Consider the following 20,734-nt stretch of genomic DNA (forward strand, 5'->3'; position numbering starts at 1 on the left):
TTACAGCTCCTCATAGCGGTCTATATCCAATTCGAAAACGGTTGCGCCTCCGACCGTTACCGGGGTCGGGGTTGCCAGTGGGATTGAAGCGGTTTCTAACGGTACGACGATATACTCGATGCGCTCTTTGCAGGTATTTTGCAGAATTCGTGTCGCCAGCTCGACTTTTTCTTCGTCGACGCGGATCAGGACGGTCGCGTTGCGTTTCCCAAGGAATCCGCCGATACTCGGAAGACGGTTGACTTCGAGATTCGCTTCGGTCAGCGCGTCCGCGCAGCAATCCAGATCCTGGCTTTGAATAATTGCGAAAAGAATTTTCTGTTCGGGTGTGGCGTTCATCTTTTTTTCTCCCGAGAATGCGTCTTGTTGTCAAGATTTTCTTTAATTCATTATACTTGATTTGACGGCTATCAGGCTGCGTTCGGAGACGCGGGCGTCAGCTTTTATGAATTGTAATAGATTATAAAGGAAACTTGGAAAAATTTATGGATCCTTCGAACGATTATCCCTCCTATTCAGCGGCTCCGCATCCCGCGGGAATCGCGCCGCAATCCGCTCCATCCGGCGCGCCCGTCGGTCAAAACGCGCAGGGCCGTCCCGGAAAACCGCGAAAAGCTGGCTGGCGGCGGGTCCTCCGTGGTTTCTTTTTCGTTCTATTATTCTTTTTCCTGTCTGGGGCCGGCGTCGGATTTTTTTATTACCTGCGGATTACCGCGTCGCTGCCCGGCGTTGACGACCTGCAGTCGTACGCGTCGCAATTCGAAACGACACGGATTCTCGATCGCGACGGGAATTTGCTTTATGAGATTATTGATCCAAACGCGGGGCGGCGCGAATATATCAGGATCGACGATATCTCGCCGTTCATGATCGCCGCGATTATCGCGACGGAGGACAAGGATTTTTATTCGCATCCGGGTTTTGATCTCGTTGCGATCGTCCGCGCCGCGATTCAGAACCTGAGCGCTGGGGAAACAGTATCCGGCGCGTCGACAATTACGCAGCAGTTAGCGCGGAACCTCCTTCTTGACGTGGGCGAACGGAATCAGCGGACGATCGAACGTAAGGTTAAGGAGATTATCCTTTCGGCGGAGATTACCCGCCGCTACAGTAAGGATCAAATTCTCGAACTCTACCTTAACGAGAGTTATTTTGGGAATTTCGCATACGGGATCGAGGCGGCGTCGCAGACGTACTTCGGCGTTCCGGCGAAGTTCATGAATCTGGCTCAGGCGTCTTTCCTCGCCGGCCTTCCGCAGGCGCCGTCGATTTACGACGTGCATAACAATTATGAAGCGACGATGGCGCGGCAGAAAACGGTTATAACGCTGATGTATCTGGTCAGCCGTGAAAAGAACTGTATTGCGGTGGGGAACTCGAGTTCGCGTGTCTGCGTCCGGGAAACGGACGTTTCGGACGCGATCCGGGAGATTGAATCGACGAATTTTCGGGAAGCGACTTTCTCGATTACATATCCGCATTGGGTGACGCTGGTTCGCAGCCAGCTCGAAGAGACGTACGGGGCGCAGGCGTTATACCGCATGGGATTAACGGTCTATACGACGATCGATCCGGAGCTTCAGGAGTCGGCGCAGGAGATCGTTACGCGGCAGGTCGCGGGACTGGCGGCGAATAACGCGCATGGCGGCGCGCTGGTCGCGATAGAGGTTGAGACGGGCCAGATTGTGGCGATGGTTGGTTCGCCGGACTTTCACAGCGAAGAGAACAGCGGTCAGGTTAATATGGCGACGGCGCCGCGTCAGCCCGGCAGTACGCTTAAACCGCTGATTTACGCGGCGGCTTTTGAAAAGGGCTGGACGCCGGCGACGCAGCTTTGGGACGTTCCGACCGATTTTTCGCCGACGGGAAAGGCGGAGGACCTTCTCTATTCCGCTCCGTACTCGCCGGTCAATTATGACGGAAATTTTCATGGTCTGGTCCTGGTCCGCGATGCGCTCGCGAATTCGTATAATATCCCCGCGGTCAAGGCGCTCGAACGGGTCGGGATTTACGAGGACCCGGAGGATCCGAACCGGGAGGGGTTCGTCTCCTTTGCGCAGCGGTTCGGGCTGACCTCTCTCGATCGTCCGGGTTTCGGATTGTCGATTGCGCTGGGCGGCGCTGAGACGTCGCTGGTCGATATGACGGCGGCGTATAACGTTTTAGCGAATCAGGGCGTATACGTCAAGCCGCAGACGATCCTGCGGATCATCGATCAGAATGGCGTGACGGTTTTTGAAGCGGACCAGCCGGAACGTTTCTCGGTTCTGGCGGAGGAATACGCTTATCAGCTGACCTCGATCTTATCCGATCGGACGGCGCGCGCGCCGATGTTCGGGGCGTCGTCCATGTTGGATTTGCCGTTCGAGGCGGCCGTGAAGACTGGAACGACGAACGATTTCCGGGATAACCTGACGCTCGGGTACACGCCGAAAATGACGGTTGGCGTCTGGGTTGGGAATCCGGATTATACGCCGATGATTTCAACGACCGGGGTCAGCGGCGCTGCGCCGATCTGGCATGAGTTCATGATTGGCGCGGAGGCGGCCTGGCCCGGCGGAATTTCAGGCGTTTTTCGCCGTCCGGCTGGGGTTGTCGATTATCAGGTCTGCGCGTTGTCGGGGACAGTTCCGTCGGAAAGCTGCGGCGCGCGGAAGCTGGAGCTTTTCGCCGTGTATCAGGCGCCGCTTCCGGCGTCAGAGGATCTGCTTCAGAAAACGTGGATCAATTCCTGGAATGGGCTGCGGGCGAACGAGTATTGCCCGGAGAATGCGAAGGAGGTCGAGACGCTGAACGTTCGCGACGAGGCGGCGCGGCGATGGATCCTGACGTCGGCGGCGGGGAACGCATGGGCGAAACGGTACGGCCTGATCCGCGACGGTGAGCCGGTTTATTTTACTCCGACGGAGAGCTGCGCCCCGGGTCAGGGCGGGGCGTCTTTGGCGCTGACGAATCTGAACGACGGAATGATTCTCAGCCAGGATTCCGTCGAAATTCAGGGCGTCTTTTCCGCGCCGGACGGTATCCGTATGGCTTCGATCGAGTTCGGACGCGGCGTGGATCCGGGCGAATGGTACGTGGTTCAAAGCTGGAACGACCTGATGATCCAGTCGGTTCAGCCGTTAGCAACCTGGCATATTGCAGGGTTGGAAAATGGGGAATATACGGTGCGGTTGCTGGCGATGAATTCGAACGGGGGAACGGCGGAGACGCGGGCGCGCGTTCGAATCGATCGACCGCCGGCCGAGGTTATGGAAGAAATTCGTTTCTTTGAAACGCCGATTACGGTTTATCCAGCGGAGACGCCGTATCCGGATCCTTACGCGATCCCGACGCGCGATCCGAATCTGTATGATTCCCTGCCGACGGAGGACCCGGGCCTGATGCCTCCGTAGTCGGGGGTGGGTTGAAGAAGCGGTGTGCGTAAAAAAAGGGCGGGCCGTTAATCTGAGTCCGCCCTTTGATTGTTGCGGCTGCTATAAATTGGCGAAGAAATCCGCAACCGCGCTGGCGACCATATTTAAGATTTCGGTTTTATCGCTGTAGAATCCGTAGCTATGACCGTCCTCCGGGATAACAACTCTCTGTGCGCCGAATTTTTCGGCAACAGTCTGACTGACGCTCGGGCTGACGGCTTCGTCGTCAACCGCGTAAACGACGAGCGACGGTCCGGCGTACTGATTCGCGGCCGCGTCGATCAGCGTATTTCCGGGATATTTCTCCAGATCCGCGAACCATTCTTTCGATAATTGCTGTTCCTGCCCGTAGATTGTCGTGAAAGGCGCGTAACCTTCCGGCGAAGTGTTTGCGGTTTCTTTCAGGTCCTCCCATCCGTCTTCCCCACCGAATAAATTTTTCAGGTCGTCTGTGTCCGCCGCGGGCGCGAGGAGCGCGGCGCCCAGAAAAATGTACGCTCTGTCGGCGATCAGCTCCAAAGCGATCCGGCCGCCCATGGAGTAGCCAAAAATTCCGATCGCATCGGGATTCGGGCTGTATGAATCCGTAACGAAATCCACCGCTGCGAGGACGTCCGCTTTCATATTCGACTGCGTATTCATCGCGAATTCTTCTTCTGATTCGCCGCAGCCGGGAAAGTCCATTCGGATCGAACCGATTCCACGCTCAGCCAGTTCCCGGGCGATAGCTGGGAATCCGATATTTTCGTCTTTATTTCCGCCGTGCCCATGCACGAGGACAACGAACTGCGACGCTTCACTTGTTGTTGGGAGCGTAACGACCGCTGGGACTGTGACGCCTCTTGACGGAAACGAAACGGCGGTTTCTTCATACGCGTTATCCTGCGGTGCGGGCGCGAATCCGCAGAAAACGGCGATCAGAACGAGAACGATTAACGGAATAAGGGTTCTATTTTTCATACAGAATATCCTTTCAAGAAATTCGCCTGCCCGGTTTCGGGGGCGAAAAGAGTTTTCGGCGGCACGATGAAGATCAAAGTTGTGCTCTGAATTTCAGAGGCTGTTACTCGCCGACATACTGCGCTGTGCCGCAGTTGCGGATCTCGAGCTGCAAGATCGAATCGTCCAGCGTGAACGCGCCGCCGGAAGGGCCGATATAATTATTGAGGATCTGGTTATTATGATCGGTTAATTTCCAGTAGCATTTCTGATAAGCGTCGTCCTGTACGATCTGCCAGGTTCCGACGGCGATATCTTTCCCGACGAGATAGAATCCGTCTTTCTTATCCGCTTTCAGCTGGTCGGGATCCTTCGTCGCCGTGACGATTTGAAAAACCGTCTGCGGCTCCTGCGTCGGAGCGGGCGTATAGGTCGGGAGGGCTGTGTAGGTCGGATACGCGGTCTGCGTTGGCGGGGGCGTAGCTTTTTTTGTCGGCTGAACAGGCTTCACCGGCGTTTTCGTGGCCGTCGGAGCGAGGGTATAGGTTGGGTAAGCCGTATTTGTAGGAACGGATGTGTAGGTCGGATATGGCGTGTTCGTCGGATAAGCGGTTTGCGTGACGGGATGGGTGTAGGTCGGCTGCGGCGTGTACGTGTTTGCCGGCTGATTCGTGGGCGCCAACGTGTACGTCGGATATGCGGTCTGCGTCGGGATTTTCTCGACGGTGGATCGGACCGATGTCTCGACGATTTGAAGGGTCAGTTTTTCATCCGGCGCGCATCCGGAGGTCAGCGCCCCGGCGAGGATCACGATCGTCAGGACCAGGACGGCGAAAGGTTTTTTTTGCAGAAGATGGCTGTAGTCGTACGTCATGAATCAACTCCTAATTAAGATGCACTGTAAAACATGGCTCGGTATGTCAGAGGTTTTTTTTATTATACCTTTTTTATGGGGGCTGACGTTTCGTCTCCGGGAAAAATTTTTAAAACGGCGGGGAATTTTGCAAAAATATCGGGATATGGTAGAATCAGGAGCGTCGTTGAGAAACTGTTTTGGGTCTTGATGCGGGAGTAGCCAAGTGGTAAGGCATTAGCTTCCCAAGCTAACATTCGCGAGTTCGAGTCTCGTCTCCCGCTCTTTTTTATTTAAATTACGGCTGTTTCAGGGCAAAAGAAAGAAAGTGTAAATGTCCTATGGAACAGAAAAATGCCCAAAAACATATTAGCCTGACCGTATTATTGCTTATCTATCATTCGTGGATCGTATGGATTGTAACGGTGTCTCCACAATTGGAAAAAAATCGGACGCTCCCAGGGTTACCGCTAAAACATGGATTTGTATCGTTATCGCTTTGATCTATTTAATATCGCCGATAGACCTTATTCCCGGTTCTCTTCTTGATGACGGAATCGTGGCGATCGTGCTTTCTGTGATTGGAGGCCTGCCTCAAATTTGGGCCTATGAAATTCGGGAACGGTTAAAACAGTAATCATTAGTTGATAGCAGAATTAATACTTTTGAATATGATTGTAGCCCGCTGATTTTATTCTTGCAAAATACTTATACGCCATTGGTGAAAAAACTGATATACTATTGTTTATGTCCACCTACGTATAGGGAGTTGATGTATGAGTGAAAGTGAAATTATAAATATCAGCGGTAACGAATATCTGCAAATATTGGAGGCCAACGGTGATCTTTCAATAACGCCGCTGGACCCGAATGTAAACCTATCTGGCAATAACTTTACCAAGCTGTCATTATCCCCTGAAGAAAAAGGGCGACTTAACGCGCTGGCGGGCGAACTTCCTTCTATTGGGACCGCTTTAGCCAGTGCGCATGCCTGTGTTCTGACTTTTCCAAAAGGAATCGAAGGGATGTTGACGAAGCTTCGTCAAGGCGGCTATAGTACCATGATGAAGGCTGCTGACGGGCGGTTCACAAAAAGCGCTTCGATTCATCCGCTCGGGTCCTCGGTGATGGTTCCGTTGCTTGCGTTTGAGGCAATGGCGATTGCCTCCGGTCAATACTTTATGACCGAGATAAACCGTGATTTAAAGTTGATAAATTTGAAAATAGACAAGATTCTCGATTTCCTGTATGGAGATAAAAAATCGGAATTACTTGCTGAAATATCCTTCGTTCAGAGCGTCCATAGGAACTTTCGCTCAATCATGGCTCATGAAGAACAGCGTTTGGCAGCGATCACAAATTTACAGGCCGCACGTAAAATTGCGATGAAGGACATCGAGTTTTATCTTTCCGACCTTGACGGAAAAACAGGTACAAACGCAAAAGACGTCGCCGAGTTCAAAAGTATTTCCGACGATGTTTTAAAAATTAAAGAAAGTCTTGAACTATCGATCCAACTCTATATTGCGGCTAACCTTGTCGAAATTCACGTCGCGCAAAACTATGACGAATCCTACCTGACAAACGTTAAAAATGAGACAGAATATTATTTGAATAAATGCAACGGCAGGATACTAAGCGATATCAGTCGGATGCTCGGGTTACTTCGTGTCTTTGAGCAAAAGCCCGGACTGTTCAATCCTGTTGCAAAAGCTTTCTCAACAGAAAAACCAAACCTTCTTCCGTTGAACGAAAAATTCGAATCGATCGCCGCGACCCTGAGCAGCGGCGAAGAATCTGAAATGGCTAAAATATTGCGGTCATCGTTTAAGGTAATGACAAATAATAAACAATATTGCATGACAGGCGATGGGGACGTTTATTTAAAATTCTGCGATTGAGTTTTTGCCTATCACTGGATTGAATTTTAATCTGTTGAATTTATAGTTATGCTTGCTTTGTGATAAAGCGAGATGAAAGTTTTCAAAACGGTGGACGCAAAGCCCACCGTTTTGAAAATATTTTCAGTCAATTGCCGGCCTCGACTTTTGCTATCAGGACTTTCGGTTTTTTTAATACTGGCGCTCAAGGTCTAACCTATTTAACCATCTCTATATATCCAACTCTATTCTATGGTTAGTTGTAGCATCCATCAGTCCGGGTAAGTCCATTGCAGGCGAAAATCCTGAAATCTTGCCGCTCGATTTTTCTATAAAATATAAACACCTGAAATATTTTTTTCTTATCAGAAGGTACATTTTTCAAGGTGCTTCCCATAACCTGAAATGTATTGCAAAAGTCCGGATTATTAACAATATGCAAAAACTCATCAGCATTTTTGAAAATATAATCTCGGATTTTCTGTGTTGCATCTTTGAACATATCAGTAAATAATCCACCACCTAAAAACGACCGACTCCACGGTTGAATAGAAAGAAAATATCCTGTAGGAACAGGAAGTTTTCCTGCCGATGATATATGACATCTAAAAGTCGGGTTATATGGCGACTTGTCATGACTAAAACGCGTATCGCGCGTTAATTTGAATGTAAGGTCTTTTGGATTGTTATGAAGTATGCTGTTATCAAATTTTCCGATTTCAAAAATGAGCATTTGTATAATTTCTTCAAACTCAATTTGTGCTGCCTTATTTTCTGCTTTATGTTTGTGATACCAGTCGCGATTATTGTTTTCCTCTAAATTTGATAAATATGAAAGTATTATGTCGTTCATGATTCCTCTTAAAAATTCTGTGCCTTGTGAATGGTTTTGACTGTAAAATTGTTTGAATAATGGAATGGGCTGATACGGGAGGTTTGTGTTTGGGAAGTTGTTCAAATGTATCAGACAGCGCTTCTATCTTCTCCATTTCCTCTGTATATGTATCTAATGTTTTCTTATCAAGTGTTTCTAATTGCAAATATTTCAGTTTCTTGGGGGTTAATCTGTTTTGCGATTTCCTCAGTCAAATCACCGATTCTCCCAGCTTCAGTTACCGCATGAGCGCCAGGTCCGACTTCAGGAAATCGGATATGATCCGGACCTGCGCCAACGTTCCGGACGGCAGCGCGTCTTCAATGATATCGAATTTGGGATGGTGATTCGCGTAGACAGGACCCTCGACTGGCAGTCCGCCGCTCAGGAACAGGAAGCAGCATGGAAATTCGCGGCAGTAGAAGGCGAAATCTTCGCTTCCAAGCATGGGCTTCGCGTCGACGACATGATCCTCCCCCAACGCGTCGATACAGACTTTTTTCGCAAAAGCCGACAGCGCGGGATCGTTGATCATCATGTCGACGCTATATTCATAGTTCATTTCGAACGACGCGCCATTCGCGTCACAGATCGATTTCACAATCGTTTCAACGCGTTTCCGGATTAACGCGCGCGTATCGGGATGAATCGTGCGAACGTTTCCACGGATTTCGGCGGTGTCCGGAATGATATTATTCGCGTTTCCAGCGTGGATCGCGCCGACGGAGACGACGGCGGTCTCGTCCGGGGAGACGTTTCTCGAAACGATCGTATTCAGCGCCAAAACGATTTCAGCGCCGACGAGAATTGGATCGACGCCGACGTGCGGCGTTGAGCTATGCGCGCCATGCCCAAAGATTTTTAAATCGAACTTATCCGAATTCGACGAAGCGTGTCCGCCCGGGACGATTCCGATCCCGCCGGGAACTTGATTGGGGAAAATATGCATTCCGAATCCAGCGTCGATGCCTTTCAGCGCGCCGGATGCGACGATCTCTTCCGCGCCGGAAGGCGTGACCTCTTCGGCATGCTGGAAGAGGAGCTTGACCGTTCCGTCGAATTCGCCGCGGAGCTGCGTCAGGACTTCCGCCGTACCTAGCAGCATTGCCGCATGGGTATCATGGCCGCAGGCGTGCATGACGCCGGGGTTGACTGAGCGAAACGGTAATCCGGTTTCTTCTTCGATTGGGAGCGCATCGATATCGGCGCGGAAGAGGACCGTCTTTCCGGGGCTGGCTCCGTTAATCGTAGCGATCAGGCTCGTCGGCGTGGGGCTCACGATCTCGTCGACGCCGATTTTTTCGAGTTGAGCGCGGATATAGGCCGCCGTTTCTTTTTCCTGATGCGAAAGTTCAGGGTGTTGATGAATATGCCGCCGCCATTCAAGAATATGGCTGGTCGGGATGATAGTTTGAAGATTCATGAAGTTCTCCTTCGTTCTGCCATAATGTGGAGTAAATAGTACTCGTGTTTTCGAAAAAAAGCTACGGTTTCGTTATGTGGTCGCCTGTTTTGCTGTGATGGAATACAGGTTTAAAGAATTGATTTTTTAACGGTTGCCGCTAAAATTGTAGTATGAGAAAAATACGATGGCAGCTGGTAATTATCTTTTTGACCGGATTGGTGGTCGGGATTTTATTGTTAAGCGATTCGAATACCGTGCCGGTGAATACGTTTGAGTCTGAACCGACGATCGGCGGAATCTACACGGAAGGGCTCGTCGGCAGCGTTCAGCGAATCAATCCGCTGCTTTCCTTTTATAACGAGGCCGATCTCGACCTGACCCGCCTGATTTACAGCGGGTTAATCAAATTCGACAGGCAGGGGCTTCCGGTCGGCGACCTGGCGAGCAACTGGGCGATCTCGTACGACGGGACGCTCTATAATTTCGCGATCGACAAGGACGCCAGATGGCAGGATGGGCAGCCGGTGATTGCGGACGACGTCGTATTTACGTTTGAGATGCTGAAACAGGGGGTTGGGTACGTCCCGGACGACCTGATCGAATTCTGGAACAGTATTCAGGTTCGTACGATCGACGATAAAACGGTGCAATTCGAATTGACCGCAGCCTTCGCCCCGTTTCTGGATTACCTGTCGATCGGGATCCTGCCCCGGCATATCTGGAATAACCTGACGTTTGCCCAGATGGTCGATTCGAAGATGAATATTCAGCCGTTGGGCTCCGGTCCGTTTCGGTTGGATAAGCTCGTATTGGATGGCGGTCATATTACCGGCGTCAATCTCGTTTCAAATCCGCTTTATTACGGCGAGCGGCCGTATCTGGAAGCGATTCATTTCGTTTTTTATGACGATTCGATCCTGGCGTTCCAGGCGTATCAGATGGGGCTTGTCGACGGCGTCAGCCTGATTTCCGGCGAAACGCTCCAGCCGGCGCTGACCGAGGCGAATCTGAACCTGTATACCGCGCGGCTGCCGATTTTATCGATGGTCTTCTTTAATCTGGATAATAACGACGTCCCATTCTTTCAGGACCAGAAAGTTCGGCGCGGGCTTTTCGCTGGGTTGAATCGGGAGCGGATTATCGCTGATCTATTACAAGGTCAGGCGATTCAGGCGCATGGGCCAATCCTGGCGGGGAACTGGGCGTATTACGCCGATCTCCCCAAAACGGAATTCGATCAGTATAAAGCGGTCGAAACCTTAAAAGAAGCCGGATACGTTATTGCCAATGAACAGGATTTAGTCCGGTCGAAAGAAGGGCGAACGCTGAATTTTACAATGCTCTACCCTGACGACGATCAGCATCGTCAGATCGCTGAAGCGATTCAACGGAACTGGGCGGAGATTAACGTTCTGGTCAACCTGGAGGCCGTCCCTTATGATGAACTCGTTAACGTTCGTCTTCAGGATCGGCGCTATGAGGCGGCGTTCGTCGAATTGAATTTATCCGATCTTCCCGATCCCGATCCCTACCCGTTCTGGGACCAGACGCAAATTTCAAGCGGTCAGAATTATACGCAGTGGAACAACAAGGTTATCAGCCGGTACCTGGAATCCGCGCGCGTTGAAACGGATTTAGAGGAACGGAAGCGGCTCTATCGGAATTTTCAGGTCCTTTTTGCGGAAGAGCTGCCGGCGCTGCCGCTGTATAATCCGGTTTATAATTTCGCCGTCAGTTCCAACGTTCAAGGCGTTTCGGTTGGCCCCATGTATCAGACGGCGGATCGGTTCTCTGGGATCCGAAGCTGGTTCATGGTTTTGAAAACAAAAGTGAACGATTAGGTTTTCCGATACGACGTTCGTGGAGACGCGATGTTGGGGACGGTTCTGAATAGTATTTCGATTATCCTCGGATCTTTCATCGGCGTCTTTTTCGGATCGAAGTTTTCCGGTTCCCTCCGCGATACCTTTTACGCGATTTTAGGGACGTTCGCGATCTTCATGGGAATCGGGATGTTCCTTGAATCGGAGAATGCGATTGTATGCCTAACGAGCCTCGTTCTTGGTACGTTTATCGGAGAAGTCACGCGTCTTGAGGAGAAGGTCGAATCGGCCGGCGCGCGCGTTATCGCGTTTTCGGCGCGCTTTTATGGCGTGACGCGTCAGGAGGAATCGGATCGGCAGCGCATGATTAAGGGGTTTGTAACGGCTTCTCTCTTCTTCGTGACCGGACCGATCGGAATTCTCGGCGCGTTTCAAAGCGGGTTGAGCGGCGATCTCGATTTGCTGATGATGAAGTCGCTGCTGGATGGAATAACGGCGATTGTCTTTGCATCGGTCATGGGAATCGGCGTCGCTTTTTCGGCGCTCGCCGTATTGGTCTATCAGGGTTTCCTGACGCTTTTTTCGCGTCCGTTTCATGCGTTTCTGTCCGACGCGATGATTTCAGAGATGACCGGGACCGGCGGGATACTCTTAGGCATGATCGGGATTTCTTCGCTGTTGGGGCTAAAAAAGATTCGCGCGTCCTCCGCGATTCCGGCGATTTTCCTGGCTCCGCTGATGATGTGGTTCGTTGAAAGATTCGCGTAGCCTTTTTTTTGCCTGTCAGGCCGGTTGTCCGGTTTGCCTGCTGTTTTCCGGTTGTCCTGTTCTTGGACCGGTCCCGTTGGGCCGACTTTTTGATGATCCTGATCGGTTACCGGGCGACGCGGAAGGAGACGTTCGGCCAAGGCGTGAAGATTGACGAATCTTTCCCGGATTTGATTTCAGACATGCGCTGCGTATAGCCGCCACGATTCGGATTCTTCGATAAATCCGAGTTTTTTGTACATTCGCACGGCTGCGGTATTTTTTTCGTAGGTGTTCACGGTGAAAATATCGATTTCATGAGAAAACTCATCGACAAATCGGCGGATCATCTTCGTTCCGAGCCCCATCCCGCGCATTTCGGGGATCAGCGCGACGCGGTCGATATGCATCGAAAATTCATCGCGCGTCGCGAGCAGGTAAGCCGCGGCTTCTCCTGAGTCTCGGGCAGCGAGGATTCGAACGATGGACGCGGCGTTCAACGCCAGGTCAAATTCGAACGGCGTCAGGCGCCAGATCGGCGGAAATGACCTGTCGATCGCGTGAAGACGACGCGATTCGGTTCGGCGATCCGGAGCGCAGGGACGGTATTCGAGCGGGCCGAAGTCCGTTCCCGACCGATCTTCCGGTTGGGCCTGACTCCTGTAAAGCGTGATCAGGCGGTCGATCGGGCGGAACGGAAGCGTTCGCAGCAGTATGTCAATTAGAAAGTTCTGTCGGCGTGGAAGGATCAGGCATTCCCGGATTCCAAGCGCGCGGCAGGCGTCGCGGATCGTCAGGACTTCCGCGGCGGTCACGAGGCCAGGCCCGGGCGCGGCCGCGAATTCGATCCAGGCGGCGGTTTCTGTAACCTGCTTCAATCCGAAGGTGAAAGGGACGGTTCGGTTCCGCTCGGATTCGGGCGCTTCCGCCTGGTAGCAGCGGCATTCAAAGATATAGTCGTTGGCCCGGTGCCAACCCGGATGAAAGTAGGCTTCGTCAGGATCGTTAAAAAGACCCGCCGGATCAAAATTTTCCGGCGAGCAGCTTCTGAGCATTGGATGGATAAAAGGAAAATCGCGCCGCCGATCTCAGCGGAACGTCGAAAACCGTTCGATCAGGTCATTCAATTCATCGTTGGAATAATAATGAATATGGATCGTCCCGCCATTTTTCCCGGGGTGCAGCGTGACGCGCGTACCGACGGAATGCATCAGCGCTTCTTCGATCGATCTGATTTCCGGCGAAACCTGATTCGATTTTTTTGCGGCCGGGGATTCTTCGGATTGGCCGGAAAGCTTGCGAACGAACGCTTCGGTCTGCCGGACGTTCAGGCCCTGCGTCAGGATCGCCTGCAATGTGGTGACTTGCGCCTGTTCGGTTCCACAGCCCAGCAATGCGCGCGCGTGGCCTTCGCTGATCGCGCCGGAGCGGAGCGCGCGCAATACAATTTCCGGAAGCTTCAGGAGCCGGAGCGTGTTCGTGACCGACGAGCGGTTTTTCCCGACGCGTTTAGCGATTTCCTCATGCGTCAGGCCGAAATTTTCTTCAAGGCTCCGATAGGCCTCGGCGGTCTCGATCGGCGACAGGTCAGCGCGCTGAACATTTTCGATCAGCGCGAGTTCAAGGCGTTCCTGATCCGAAGCCGTTCGAACGATCGCGGGGACCATCTGCAGCCCGGCGAGTTCGGCGGCGCGCAGGCGGCGTTCGCCGGCGATCAGGAAGTACTTTTTCGTTTCGTTGTCAATCGTCAGGATCAGCGGCTGGATGATACCATGCGCAAGGATCGATTCGCTCAGGTCTTTCAGCTCTTCCTCGTTGAATGCGGTCCGCGGCTGACGGGGGTTGGGCTGAATATCGGAAATCGCGACGGAAAGGACTACTTCGTCCGACGCTGGCCGTGTTTCGTTCTCGATCGTCGGAATTAACGCGCCTAAACCGCGTCCTAACCCTACTCTTTTTTGTGCGCTCATGTTTAATGACCCCCCTCCCTGTTTGAAATGAATATCATTGATACCATTTAGTTTTTCTGATCCTGCCCGATAATTTCTTTAGCTAAGCTTTCGTACGCTTTGCTGGCGTTGCTGTCTTTGGAATAGTAGTTAATCGGCTGACCGAACGAAGGCGCTTCCGCCAGTCGGATAGATCGCGGGATAATCGAGTTGAAGACTTTATCCGGGTAGAACTGCCGAACTTCGTTGACGACGTCGATCGCCAGCCGTGTCCGCCCGTCGAACATGGTCAATACGACGCCGCGAACGCGGACGTACGGGAAGGATCGCTGGACTTTAAGGATGGTCGAGTATAGCTGCGAAAGGCCTTCGAGCGCAAGATATTCGCATTGCACCGGGATAATAACGCCGTCTTTAGAGGCGACGAGCGCGTTGATCGTCAGCAGGCTCAGCGAAGGCGGGCAGTCGATCAGGATATAGTCGTAATTCTCCTGGACGGCGGTCAGCGCGTTTTTCAAGATCGATTCGCGGTTATCGAAATCGCTCAGCTCGATCTCAGCGCCGGAAAGGTCCGGCGACGCCGGTAAAATCGAAAGCTTGAATTCATCGTTGTAAACGATATTCGGCGCGATCGTCGTCGCTCCGATCAGGACCTGGTATGAACCGTTTTTGATCGTACTTTTATCGATTCCGATCGAAGCGGTCGCGTTCGCCTGCGGATCCATGTCGACGACCAGAACGCGCATACCCTGTTCGGATAAAGCGGAACCTAAACTGACCGCTGTCGTCGTTTTCCCAACGCCGCCTTTTTGATTAATCAGAGCGTAGATTTTCATAAAAAAAATTCCCTTCGGTAAAGACCTTTTTCTTCTCTAAGAACGACCGGTATCGGCTTGCGGTTTATGCTGAGGCGCGCCGCAGTATGGGCAAAGCGTCCAAGGTAATTCTAAAACCTCTTCGCATTTTACGCATTTCTTCATTAACTTCGTGTGGCAGGCCGGGCAAAGAATCCATTTTGATTGGATCTCCCGCCCGCAGCCGGGGCATTTCGGGCGCCGTTCGATTTCCTGGATCAGCGTTTCTTCTTCAAGCGCGCTGAGATATTTTTCCTCGATCGTCTGAGCTGGGCGAAGGAGGAGGTAAAGGATAACGCCGAAGAACGGAAGCGCGAGAGCGATCAGGCCCGCTAAAATAACGATCAGCGGGTCTCTCGAACGCGAACGGATGTCCCGTAAAACCCAAAACGTTATCCCGAGCCAGAGCGCCGCTGAAAACGCGCTGAGAACCGCGATCGCAATGACGGAAAGGTTTGATAAAAGGTTTGCGTCCAACTCGTCCTTTCAGCTCCACGTTTAACGTGTGAATTATAGCATGGATTTTATCATGCGGTTCGGTCGTGATTATTGATGAAAAACTAAGAATAATGCCCAAAATTCCGCTATAATTAGAAAACGATTTTGAGGTGCGCAGGATGGGCGAAGGACCATGGCTTTTGATTCGGATGATTGCGAAAAGATAACGACGGCGTTTCGTATTAAGGAGATGCCGCGGACGGACCGTCCTCGGGAGCGAATTATCCTGGCGGGGGCTGGATCGCTGACGAATTATGAACTGCTGGCAGTGTTGCTGAAAACGGGGACGTCCGGTATGGGTGTTCTTGAATTTGCGGAGATGATCCTGAGGCGGTTCGGCGGATTAAGTGGGCTGGATCGCGTCACGTTTGATCAGCTTCGGCAGGTCAAGGGGATTGGCGAGGCGAAGGCCGCGGAGCTGATCGCGGCGATTGAATTTGGGAAACGGATTCATGAAGCGACAGCGAACCGTGAATCGCGGCAGATTCGCTCTGCGGAGGATGTTTATGAGCTGGTTTGCGCGAAAATGCGGTCGCTGGATCATGAAGAGCTTTGGGTTATCAATGTAGATTCGAAAAATCGGGTTCTTGCGATCGATCAGTTGTATAAAGGATCGGTCAACGCTTCGACGATTCGGATCGCCGAGGTTTTTCAGGGCGCGGTCAGCCGGAAGGCGATGGGGATTATCCTGGTTCATAATCATCCCAGCGGCGATCCGACGCCGAGCGATCTCGATTTTGTCGTCACGCGCAATGTTAAAGAAGCAGGCCGGATTCTCGAAATTGCGCTGTTGGATCATGTCGTAATCGGGGCGGGCGATTATCGGTCGATTTTTGACCTGACGGCGGATTGATAAGTTTCGGCTGCCCTGCTGCGCATAGCCGTTTGGGAAAATGCGCTGCTGGAAAGGCTATTTGACAAATGGATTGGGCTATAGTATGATATTGCAGTTCATGGCGAGGTAGCTCAGTGGCAGAGCAGGGGACTCATAAGCCCTTTGTCGTGGGTTCGACTCCCACCCTCGCCACAAATGATATAGAAAAAATCCGGATTAAATCCGGTTTTTTTCTATGGACTGCATGCGCGATGATGCGCAGGTATTTCAGTTTTACGTTGGCGATCAGGGTGCGTATTTAACATGCGAATCGAAGAATTGGATCGTCCGGCGCATGGCGACAGCGAAATTGTTACTGATATTATGGTCGTCATTTTCATAAATATAGAATTCATAAGGAATTCTCATCTCCTTGAATTCGCCGGCTAAGATCTCGGACCAGGCGAGCGGGACGACGGGATCCCCTCGCGCGTGGTGCAGCTGGACCTGTCCTGAAATTTCCGAGAGATAGGCGTTCGGCGAGACCGAGGCCCAGAATGCCGGGTTTTCCTCAATCGTCCCGTAACGCTGCGACGCTGCTTCGTACCACGAGTTGAAGCTGTTAGCCCAGGATTGGCCTTCGCGAGAGAGTTGAACCCTGCTGTGAATCCGGTGCCACCTGGCGATGATATCCGGATAGGGGGAGACGACTCCCGCCCAGATGACGCCGGCCCTGATGTCCTTGCTGACGGTCATGGCGCGGAGCGTGATCTGTCCGCCCATCGAATGACCCCACATGCCGATTCGATTCGGGTCCGCGTCTGGATAAGCTTTAAGCGCGGCGACAGCGTTCAGTGTGTCGATTGTGTAGCCGGGATCGCCGTAGCCGCCGCCGGAAGCAGGCTCGCCTTCGGAGCTGCCGTGGCCGCGATAGTCCGGTTTAAAAACGATGTAGCCGGCGAGCGTGAGCGACTCGACATATCGGACGTAGCGTTCAGTCGTCCGATATTCGCTTGGGGCAATATATCCATGATTAAATACGATAATGGGCCAGCCGTGCGCTGGTTTTTCGCCGACCGGTACGGACATGAGCGCGTCAATCTTATTTCCATCCGATTGATAAGAAGCGACGTATTGATTGTAGTAAAGACCAGCAACAACGGTGGATTCGATCGTGATACCGCTCCCTGGATATACGGCGCGGCGCATTTCGCTGATCTGGAGCGGGTTTGGCTCGGTTGAGAAGGTTTGCGTAGACTGCGAATAGAGCGGAGTGCCGCTGACGAAAAGGGCAAGAAGCAGAACGCAGAAATAAATCAGGCTGCTGCGCTTTAATGGCATAGAGGCTCCTTAAAGATGAAGAAATCCAGGATCCCGCCGACGATCGGGATCTGTGATCCGAAGGATTCGGCATGTGTATACCGGCGCCTATTATTATACTCGTGTTTGTTCAGCTAACTTGATTTGGATCTGTGGCTTGACTGACGATGAAAGGTTTTTCTCGATTTTGGCGGGGCGCGCCGGATTCTGAAGATAGGCCTTTATTGTGTGTGAAGCGGGGTTGACGCTGTAATTTCTATCTTCGCGTCCTGCGATGGGGCGGCCGTTGGAGAAGGACATCTGTTTCTTTCTTTATCAGGAAAGTAAAGATGAAATGAAAGGCGGGTTCGAAAAAAGTGCATTATACTCTGTAGTCTAAGCTTTTTAAGCGGAGCTGTATTCTAAATAATGTAAGTATGAATGACGCATGGCATTAGCTGCATGAGAGTTATAGGATCATATTTTGTCTCTTTTTTTTTGAGGGGGGAGTTAATCGTATGATGAAAAATAAATTTGACAATAATCTTATTTCAAAAATGAATCGAAGGCTTATCCTGGATTTGATTCGACGGAATGGACCGATAAATCGGGCGGAGGTAGCGCATGTTACCGGATTAAGCATCCCTACTGTGATGAAGATTACTGACGAATTGAGCAGAATAAATTTAATTCGTGTGATTGGAAAACGTAAATCGATTGGGGGCAAGCGGCCGGAGCTCTATGAGTTTATACCTAATTCATTCTGCACGATTGGGTTAGATATAGGGCGAAATAAGATCCGCGCTCTTGTGATGGATATGTCTGCAAAAATTATTGCGAAGAAAGAAATCAGAACAGAAGAAACACATCCTGAGAGTGAACTTATTGAACGATTAATTGTCTTAGTAAAGGAGTTAATTGCCGAGAGCAGTTTGAATGAGAACGAAATCCTGGGATTGGGAATCGGCATGCCCGGGCTGTTGGATACGGAAGCTGGCGTCGTTTTATTTTCTCCTGACTTTAATTGGGAGCATATCCCGCTGATTGAAAAATTTGAGGAGGAGTTTTCGTTCAGAACGGTTCTTGAGAATTCCAATCGAACGTTGGCGTTAGGCGAGCATTGGTTTGGCGCGGGGACTGACTCTAACGATCTGATCTGTGTGAATTTAGGATATGGAATCGGTGCGGGAATTATTGAGAACGGCGAAATCATTCAAGGCTCCAGCGGCAGTAATGGTGAATTTGGACATATCATTTTGGATAAAAATGGTCCGATCTGTAGCTGTGGAAACCGCGGCTGTTTGGAAGCTATCTCTTCCGGATATGCAATCGCGAATCAAATCAAGTATATGGTGGAACAGGGAACCAGTTCCATTGTGACAGAAATGTGCTGTGGTGACTTATCGAGGATTGACGCTAAACTGGTTTTTAAGGCAGCTTTTTTGGATGATGAACTTTGCAAAAAGGTAATTAATAATGCTGTTGAATATATTGGGATCGGAATTGCAGCATTAATCAACTTATTTGATCCTGAACAGATTATCCTCTCGGGAGGAATAACAAAATCCAGCGAAACGTTTAAAGAGAATCTCGAAATTATTATTCAGAATAATCAAATGCGATTTGCAGGGAGAAAAGTACAGATTAAATATGGCAAGCTGGGAGATAACGCGTCAGCTATCGGTGCGGCGACGCTCCTTATTAAACAGTTGATTGATAATGGTGGATTTATTGATTCCCTTGATATACCATTGTAAATGGTACTTTTATCATAGGATCTAAATGACAAATGCCTGTTTTCTCTTTTCCCCTTTCCCATTATACTTAGTTTACTTAACTAAGTTCAACTGATGCGGCTCAAACTACCAAAGGCGGATATTATGAGTCAAAGTATATTAATAGAGGTTGACAATATTACAAAATGTTTCCCTGGAACAATTGCGTTGGATCATGTTCATTTCAAAGTGAGGAAGGGATCTGTCCATGCAATATGCGGCGAAAATGGGGCTGGAAAATCAACGCTGATGAATATCATTGGCGGTGTATTTCTGCCGACGGAAGGAACCATTTTTTTTGAGGGAAATCAGGTAAGTATTCGACGTCCAAAAGACGCGCAGGATCTGGGAATCAGCTTTGTTCATCAGGAACTGATTTTATGTGAGGAGCTCACCATTGCGGAAAATATCTTTATCGGCCGACTTCCTAAAAGGTATTTAGCTGTCGATTATGTGAAGTTATTTGATCAGGCAAATCGTGTATTGGAACGATTCTCGGTTCCATTTACATCTGAAAGAATCGTTTCTTCGTTAAACGTTTCAGAAAAACAGATTGTTGAGATAGCCAAAGCTATATCGCTTAAATCTAAGTTGTTGATTCTGGATGAACCGACTTCTTCTTTGTCTGAGAAAGAAACTAAAAAGTTATTTGATATTATTCGGAGTCTTAAGGAGGAAGGACTCAGTATTTTATATATTAGCCACAGAATGGCTGAAATTTTCGAAATATGCGATCGTGTAACGATTTTACGGGATGGGAAGATTGTGAAGGAGAAGAATATCTCTGATACATGTCCTGATGAGGTTATTCAATGCATGGTCGGGCGGGCTCTGACAGATATGTATCCCGAAAAGAATATCAACAGTGGAGAAGAGCTCTTACGGGTTGAGAATCTTTCTAACGACGGCTTTTTTTCTAATATAAGCTTTCGGCTATTCAAGGGCGAGATTTTGGGCTTTGCGGGGTTAGTCGGCGCAGGGCGGAGTGAGATTATGCGCTCGCTTTGCAGTATCGACAGCAAAACCTCGGGATCCGTTTTTTTAAATCAAGAGAGTATTTCCTTTGAAAGGTATTGTGATTGTATTAGAAATGGAATTGTTTATTTGACCGAGGACCGGAAATCAGAGGGGCTTTTTCTTGAAATGAGCGTTAAGAATAATATTAGCGTTGTCGATCTTAAAAATATTTCTGACGACTTGATTATTCGTAAACGAAAAGAGGATTTATTAACCGCTGCGTATTGCTCAAAATTGGGAATTAAGACAGCTTCTATTGACTCGAAAGCCTCAAGTTTAAGCGGCGGTAATCAGCAAAAAGTGGTGATTTCCAAATGGTTAGCAGTAAATCCAAAAATTATTATTTTAGATGAACCAACTCGTGGGATCGATGTGGGCGCTAAATCAGAGATTCATAAACTCCTTAGAGAGTTGGCTTCGGCCGGTATTGGAATCATCATTATTTCATCCGAACTGCCTGAGGTGATTGGCCTGTGTGATCGAGTTATTGTCATTCATGAAGGAAGGATTTCAGGTCAACTTTTATCCAACCAGTTTTCTGAGGAGTCTATATTGCGATTAGCATCTGGAGAGATCTCAATTAAATAAGGA

The 20,734-nt window shown here is 50.2% G+C and carries 18 protein-coding genes and 2 tRNA genes; 10 read left to right on the forward strand and 10 right to left on the reverse strand.

The genetic code is table 11. The features are described from left to right. Positions 1 to 339: a hypothetical protein gene (locus BEQ56_07295; GenBank protein AOH43297.1), complete on the reverse strand. Its 339-nt coding sequence runs from the start codon at positions 337 to 339 to the stop codon at positions 1 to 3. A 134-nt stretch (positions 340 to 473) separates the two neighbouring features. Between BEQ56_07295 and BEQ56_07300 the strand changes: the two genes are divergently transcribed. Beyond that, positions 474 to 3,395 carry a hypothetical protein gene (locus tag BEQ56_07300; GenBank protein AOH43298.1) on the forward strand — a complete coding sequence of 974 codons (2,922 nt, stop codon included), beginning with the start codon at positions 474 to 476 and terminating at the stop codon, positions 3,393 to 3,395. Between the two features lie 81 nt (positions 3,396 to 3,476). On the opposite strand, the gene BEQ56_07305 is transcribed toward BEQ56_07300, so the two are convergent. Beyond that, positions 3,477 to 4,376 (reverse strand): hypothetical protein, encoded by a 900-nt coding sequence (locus BEQ56_07305; protein ID AOH43299.1) that lies wholly within the window; start codon positions 4,374 to 4,376, stop codon positions 3,477 to 3,479. Between the two features lie 103 nt (positions 4,377 to 4,479). Continuing rightward, positions 4,480 to 5,229, reverse strand: coding sequence for a hypothetical protein (locus BEQ56_07310; protein AOH43300.1), 750 nt, complete (start codon positions 5,227 to 5,229; stop codon positions 4,480 to 4,482). A gap of 191 nt (positions 5,230 to 5,420) precedes the next feature. Here BEQ56_07310 and BEQ56_07315 point away from each other — a divergent pair. After that, positions 5,421 to 5,492: transfer RNA gene (locus BEQ56_07315), tRNA-Gly, on the forward strand. Between the two features lie 492 nt (positions 5,493 to 5,984). Continuing rightward, complete coding sequence (locus BEQ56_07320; protein ID AOH43301.1) at positions 5,985 to 7,109, forward strand: hypothetical protein; 1,125 nt, start codon at positions 5,985 to 5,987, stop codon at positions 7,107 to 7,109. A 235-nt stretch (positions 7,110 to 7,344) separates the two neighbouring features. On the opposite strand, the gene BEQ56_07325 is transcribed toward BEQ56_07320, so the two are convergent. Further along, a complete protein-coding gene (locus BEQ56_07325; GenBank protein AOH43302.1) occupies positions 7,345 to 7,941 on the reverse strand; it encodes a hypothetical protein in 597 nt (198 codons plus the stop codon). A 259-nt stretch (positions 7,942 to 8,200) separates the two neighbouring features. Next, the gene (locus BEQ56_07330) at positions 8,201 to 9,385 is read right to left on the reverse strand and encodes a hypothetical protein (protein ID AOH43303.1); all 1,185 of its coding nucleotides are present in this window, start codon (positions 9,383 to 9,385) and stop codon (positions 8,201 to 8,203) included. 152 nt (positions 9,386 to 9,537) lie between these two features. Here BEQ56_07330 and BEQ56_07335 point away from each other — a divergent pair, with 152 nt between their 5' ends. Genes BEQ56_07335 through BEQ56_07345 form a run of 3 tightly spaced genes read left to right on the forward strand, consistent with a single transcriptional unit; the run spans position 9,538 to position 12,155 of the window. Further along, the gene (locus BEQ56_07335) at positions 9,538 to 11,208 is read left to right on the forward strand and encodes a hypothetical protein (GenBank protein ID AOH43304.1); all 1,671 of its coding nucleotides are present in this window, start codon (positions 9,538 to 9,540) and stop codon (positions 11,206 to 11,208) included. 30 nt (positions 11,209 to 11,238) lie between these two features. Continuing rightward, positions 11,239 to 11,958 (forward strand): hypothetical protein, encoded by a 720-nt coding sequence (locus BEQ56_07340; GenBank protein ID AOH43305.1) that lies wholly within the window; start codon positions 11,239 to 11,241, stop codon positions 11,956 to 11,958. An 8-nt stretch (positions 11,959 to 11,966) separates the two neighbouring features. Next, a complete protein-coding gene (locus tag BEQ56_07345) occupies positions 11,967 to 12,155 on the forward strand; it encodes a hypothetical protein (GenBank protein ID AOH43306.1) in 189 nt (62 codons plus the stop codon). Here BEQ56_07345 and BEQ56_07350 read toward each other — a convergent pair. The 4 genes from BEQ56_07350 to BEQ56_07365 are packed head-to-tail and all read right to left on the reverse strand — an operon-like array spanning position 12,135 to position 15,217. Next, the gene (locus BEQ56_07350) at positions 12,135 to 12,992 is read right to left on the reverse strand and encodes a hypothetical protein (protein ID AOH43307.1); all 858 of its coding nucleotides are present in this window, start codon (positions 12,990 to 12,992) and stop codon (positions 12,135 to 12,137) included. The two genes, BEQ56_07345 and BEQ56_07350, sit on opposite strands and share 21 nt — an antisense overlap. A 33-nt stretch (positions 12,993 to 13,025) precedes the next feature. Beyond that, on the reverse strand, positions 13,026 to 13,907 hold the full coding sequence (locus BEQ56_07355; GenBank protein ID AOH43308.1) for a stage 0 sporulation protein J: 882 nt from the start codon (positions 13,905 to 13,907) through the stop codon (positions 13,026 to 13,028). Between the two features lie 47 nt (positions 13,908 to 13,954). Beyond that, complete coding sequence (locus tag BEQ56_07360) at positions 13,955 to 14,722, reverse strand: sporulation initiation inhibitor Soj (GenBank protein AOH43309.1); 768 nt, start codon at positions 14,720 to 14,722, stop codon at positions 13,955 to 13,957. A 36-nt stretch (positions 14,723 to 14,758) separates the two neighbouring features. Continuing rightward, positions 14,759 to 15,217 (reverse strand): hypothetical protein, encoded by a 459-nt coding sequence (locus BEQ56_07365; GenBank protein ID AOH43310.1) that lies wholly within the window; start codon positions 15,215 to 15,217, stop codon positions 14,759 to 14,761. Positions 15,218 to 15,371: 154 nt separating this feature from the next. Here BEQ56_07365 and BEQ56_07370 point away from each other — a divergent pair, with 154 nt between their 5' ends. Together BEQ56_07370 and BEQ56_07375 are read left to right on the forward strand one after the other, a co-directional pair. Beyond that, positions 15,372 to 16,091: a hypothetical protein gene (locus BEQ56_07370; GenBank protein AOH43311.1), complete on the forward strand. Its 720-nt coding sequence runs from the start codon at positions 15,372 to 15,374 to the stop codon at positions 16,089 to 16,091. 102 nt (positions 16,092 to 16,193) lie between these two features. Then, positions 16,194 to 16,268: transfer RNA gene (locus BEQ56_07375), tRNA-Met, on the forward strand. A gap of 90 nt (positions 16,269 to 16,358) precedes the next feature. Here the strand turns inward: BEQ56_07375 and BEQ56_07380 are convergent. Then, entirely contained in the window at positions 16,359 to 17,393 is a 1,035-nt protein-coding gene (locus BEQ56_07380) for a hypothetical protein (protein ID AOH43312.1), read from the reverse strand. 476 nt (positions 17,394 to 17,869) lie between these two features. Here BEQ56_07380 and BEQ56_07385 point away from each other — a divergent pair, with 476 nt between their 5' ends. Together BEQ56_07385 and BEQ56_07390 are read left to right on the forward strand one after the other, a co-directional pair. Further along, positions 17,870 to 19,108: a sugar kinase gene (locus tag BEQ56_07385; protein AOH43313.1), complete on the forward strand. Its 1,239-nt coding sequence runs from the start codon at positions 17,870 to 17,872 to the stop codon at positions 19,106 to 19,108. A 123-nt stretch (positions 19,109 to 19,231) separates the two neighbouring features. After that, positions 19,232 to 20,731 (forward strand): D-xylose ABC transporter ATP-binding protein, encoded by a 1,500-nt coding sequence (locus tag BEQ56_07390; GenBank protein AOH43314.1) that lies wholly within the window; start codon positions 19,232 to 19,234, stop codon positions 20,729 to 20,731. Positions 20,732 to 20,734: the final 3 nt, after the last annotated feature.

It is taken from the genome of Anaerolineaceae bacterium oral taxon 439, from assembly GCA_001717545.1.
Classification (GTDB): domain Bacteria; phylum Chloroflexota; class Anaerolineae; order Anaerolineales; family Anaerolineaceae; genus Flexilinea.

Bases quoted from the DNA above. Each gene is read 5' to 3' on its own strand.
- BEQ56_07390 (AOH43314.1), top strand. From the start codon at position 19,232: ATGAGTCAAAGTATATTAATAGAGGTTGACAATATTACAAAATGTTTC.
- BEQ56_07360 (AOH43309.1), bottom strand. From the start codon at position 14,722: ATGAAAATCTACGCTCTGATTAATCAAAAAGGCGGCGTTGGGAAAACG.
- BEQ56_07295 (AOH43297.1), bottom strand. From the start codon at position 339: ATGAACGCCACACCCGAACAGAAAATTCTTTTCGCAATTATTCAAAGC.
- BEQ56_07305 (AOH43299.1), bottom strand. From the start codon at position 4,376: ATGAAAAATAGAACCCTTATTCCGTTAATCGTTCTCGTTCTGATCGCC.
- BEQ56_07310 (AOH43300.1), bottom strand. From the start codon at position 5,229: ATGACGTACGACTACAGCCATCTTCTGCAAAAAAAACCTTTCGCCGTC.
- BEQ56_07370 (AOH43311.1), top strand. From the start codon at position 15,372: ATGGCTTTTGATTCGGATGATTGCGAAAAGATAACGACGGCGTTTCGT.
- BEQ56_07325 (AOH43302.1), bottom strand. From the start codon at position 7,941: ATGAACGACATAATACTTTCATATTTATCAAATTTAGAGGAAAACAAT.
- BEQ56_07380 (AOH43312.1), bottom strand. From the start codon at position 17,393: ATGCCATTAAAGCGCAGCAGCCTGATTTATTTCTGCGTTCTGCTTCTT.
- BEQ56_07340 (AOH43305.1), top strand. From the start codon at position 11,239: ATGTTGGGGACGGTTCTGAATAGTATTTCGATTATCCTCGGATCTTTC.
- BEQ56_07320 (AOH43301.1), top strand. From the start codon at position 5,985: ATGAGTGAAAGTGAAATTATAAATATCAGCGGTAACGAATATCTGCAA.
- BEQ56_07355 (AOH43308.1), bottom strand. From the start codon at position 13,907: ATGAGCGCACAAAAAAGAGTAGGGTTAGGACGCGGTTTAGGCGCGTTA.
- BEQ56_07330 (AOH43303.1), bottom strand. From the start codon at position 9,385: ATGAATCTTCAAACTATCATCCCGACCAGCCATATTCTTGAATGGCGG.
- BEQ56_07350 (AOH43307.1), bottom strand. From the start codon at position 12,992: ATGCTCAGAAGCTGCTCGCCGGAAAATTTTGATCCGGCGGGTCTTTTT.
- BEQ56_07335 (AOH43304.1), top strand. From the start codon at position 9,538: ATGAGAAAAATACGATGGCAGCTGGTAATTATCTTTTTGACCGGATTG.
- BEQ56_07385 (AOH43313.1), top strand. From the start codon at position 17,870: ATGATGAAAAATAAATTTGACAATAATCTTATTTCAAAAATGAATCGA.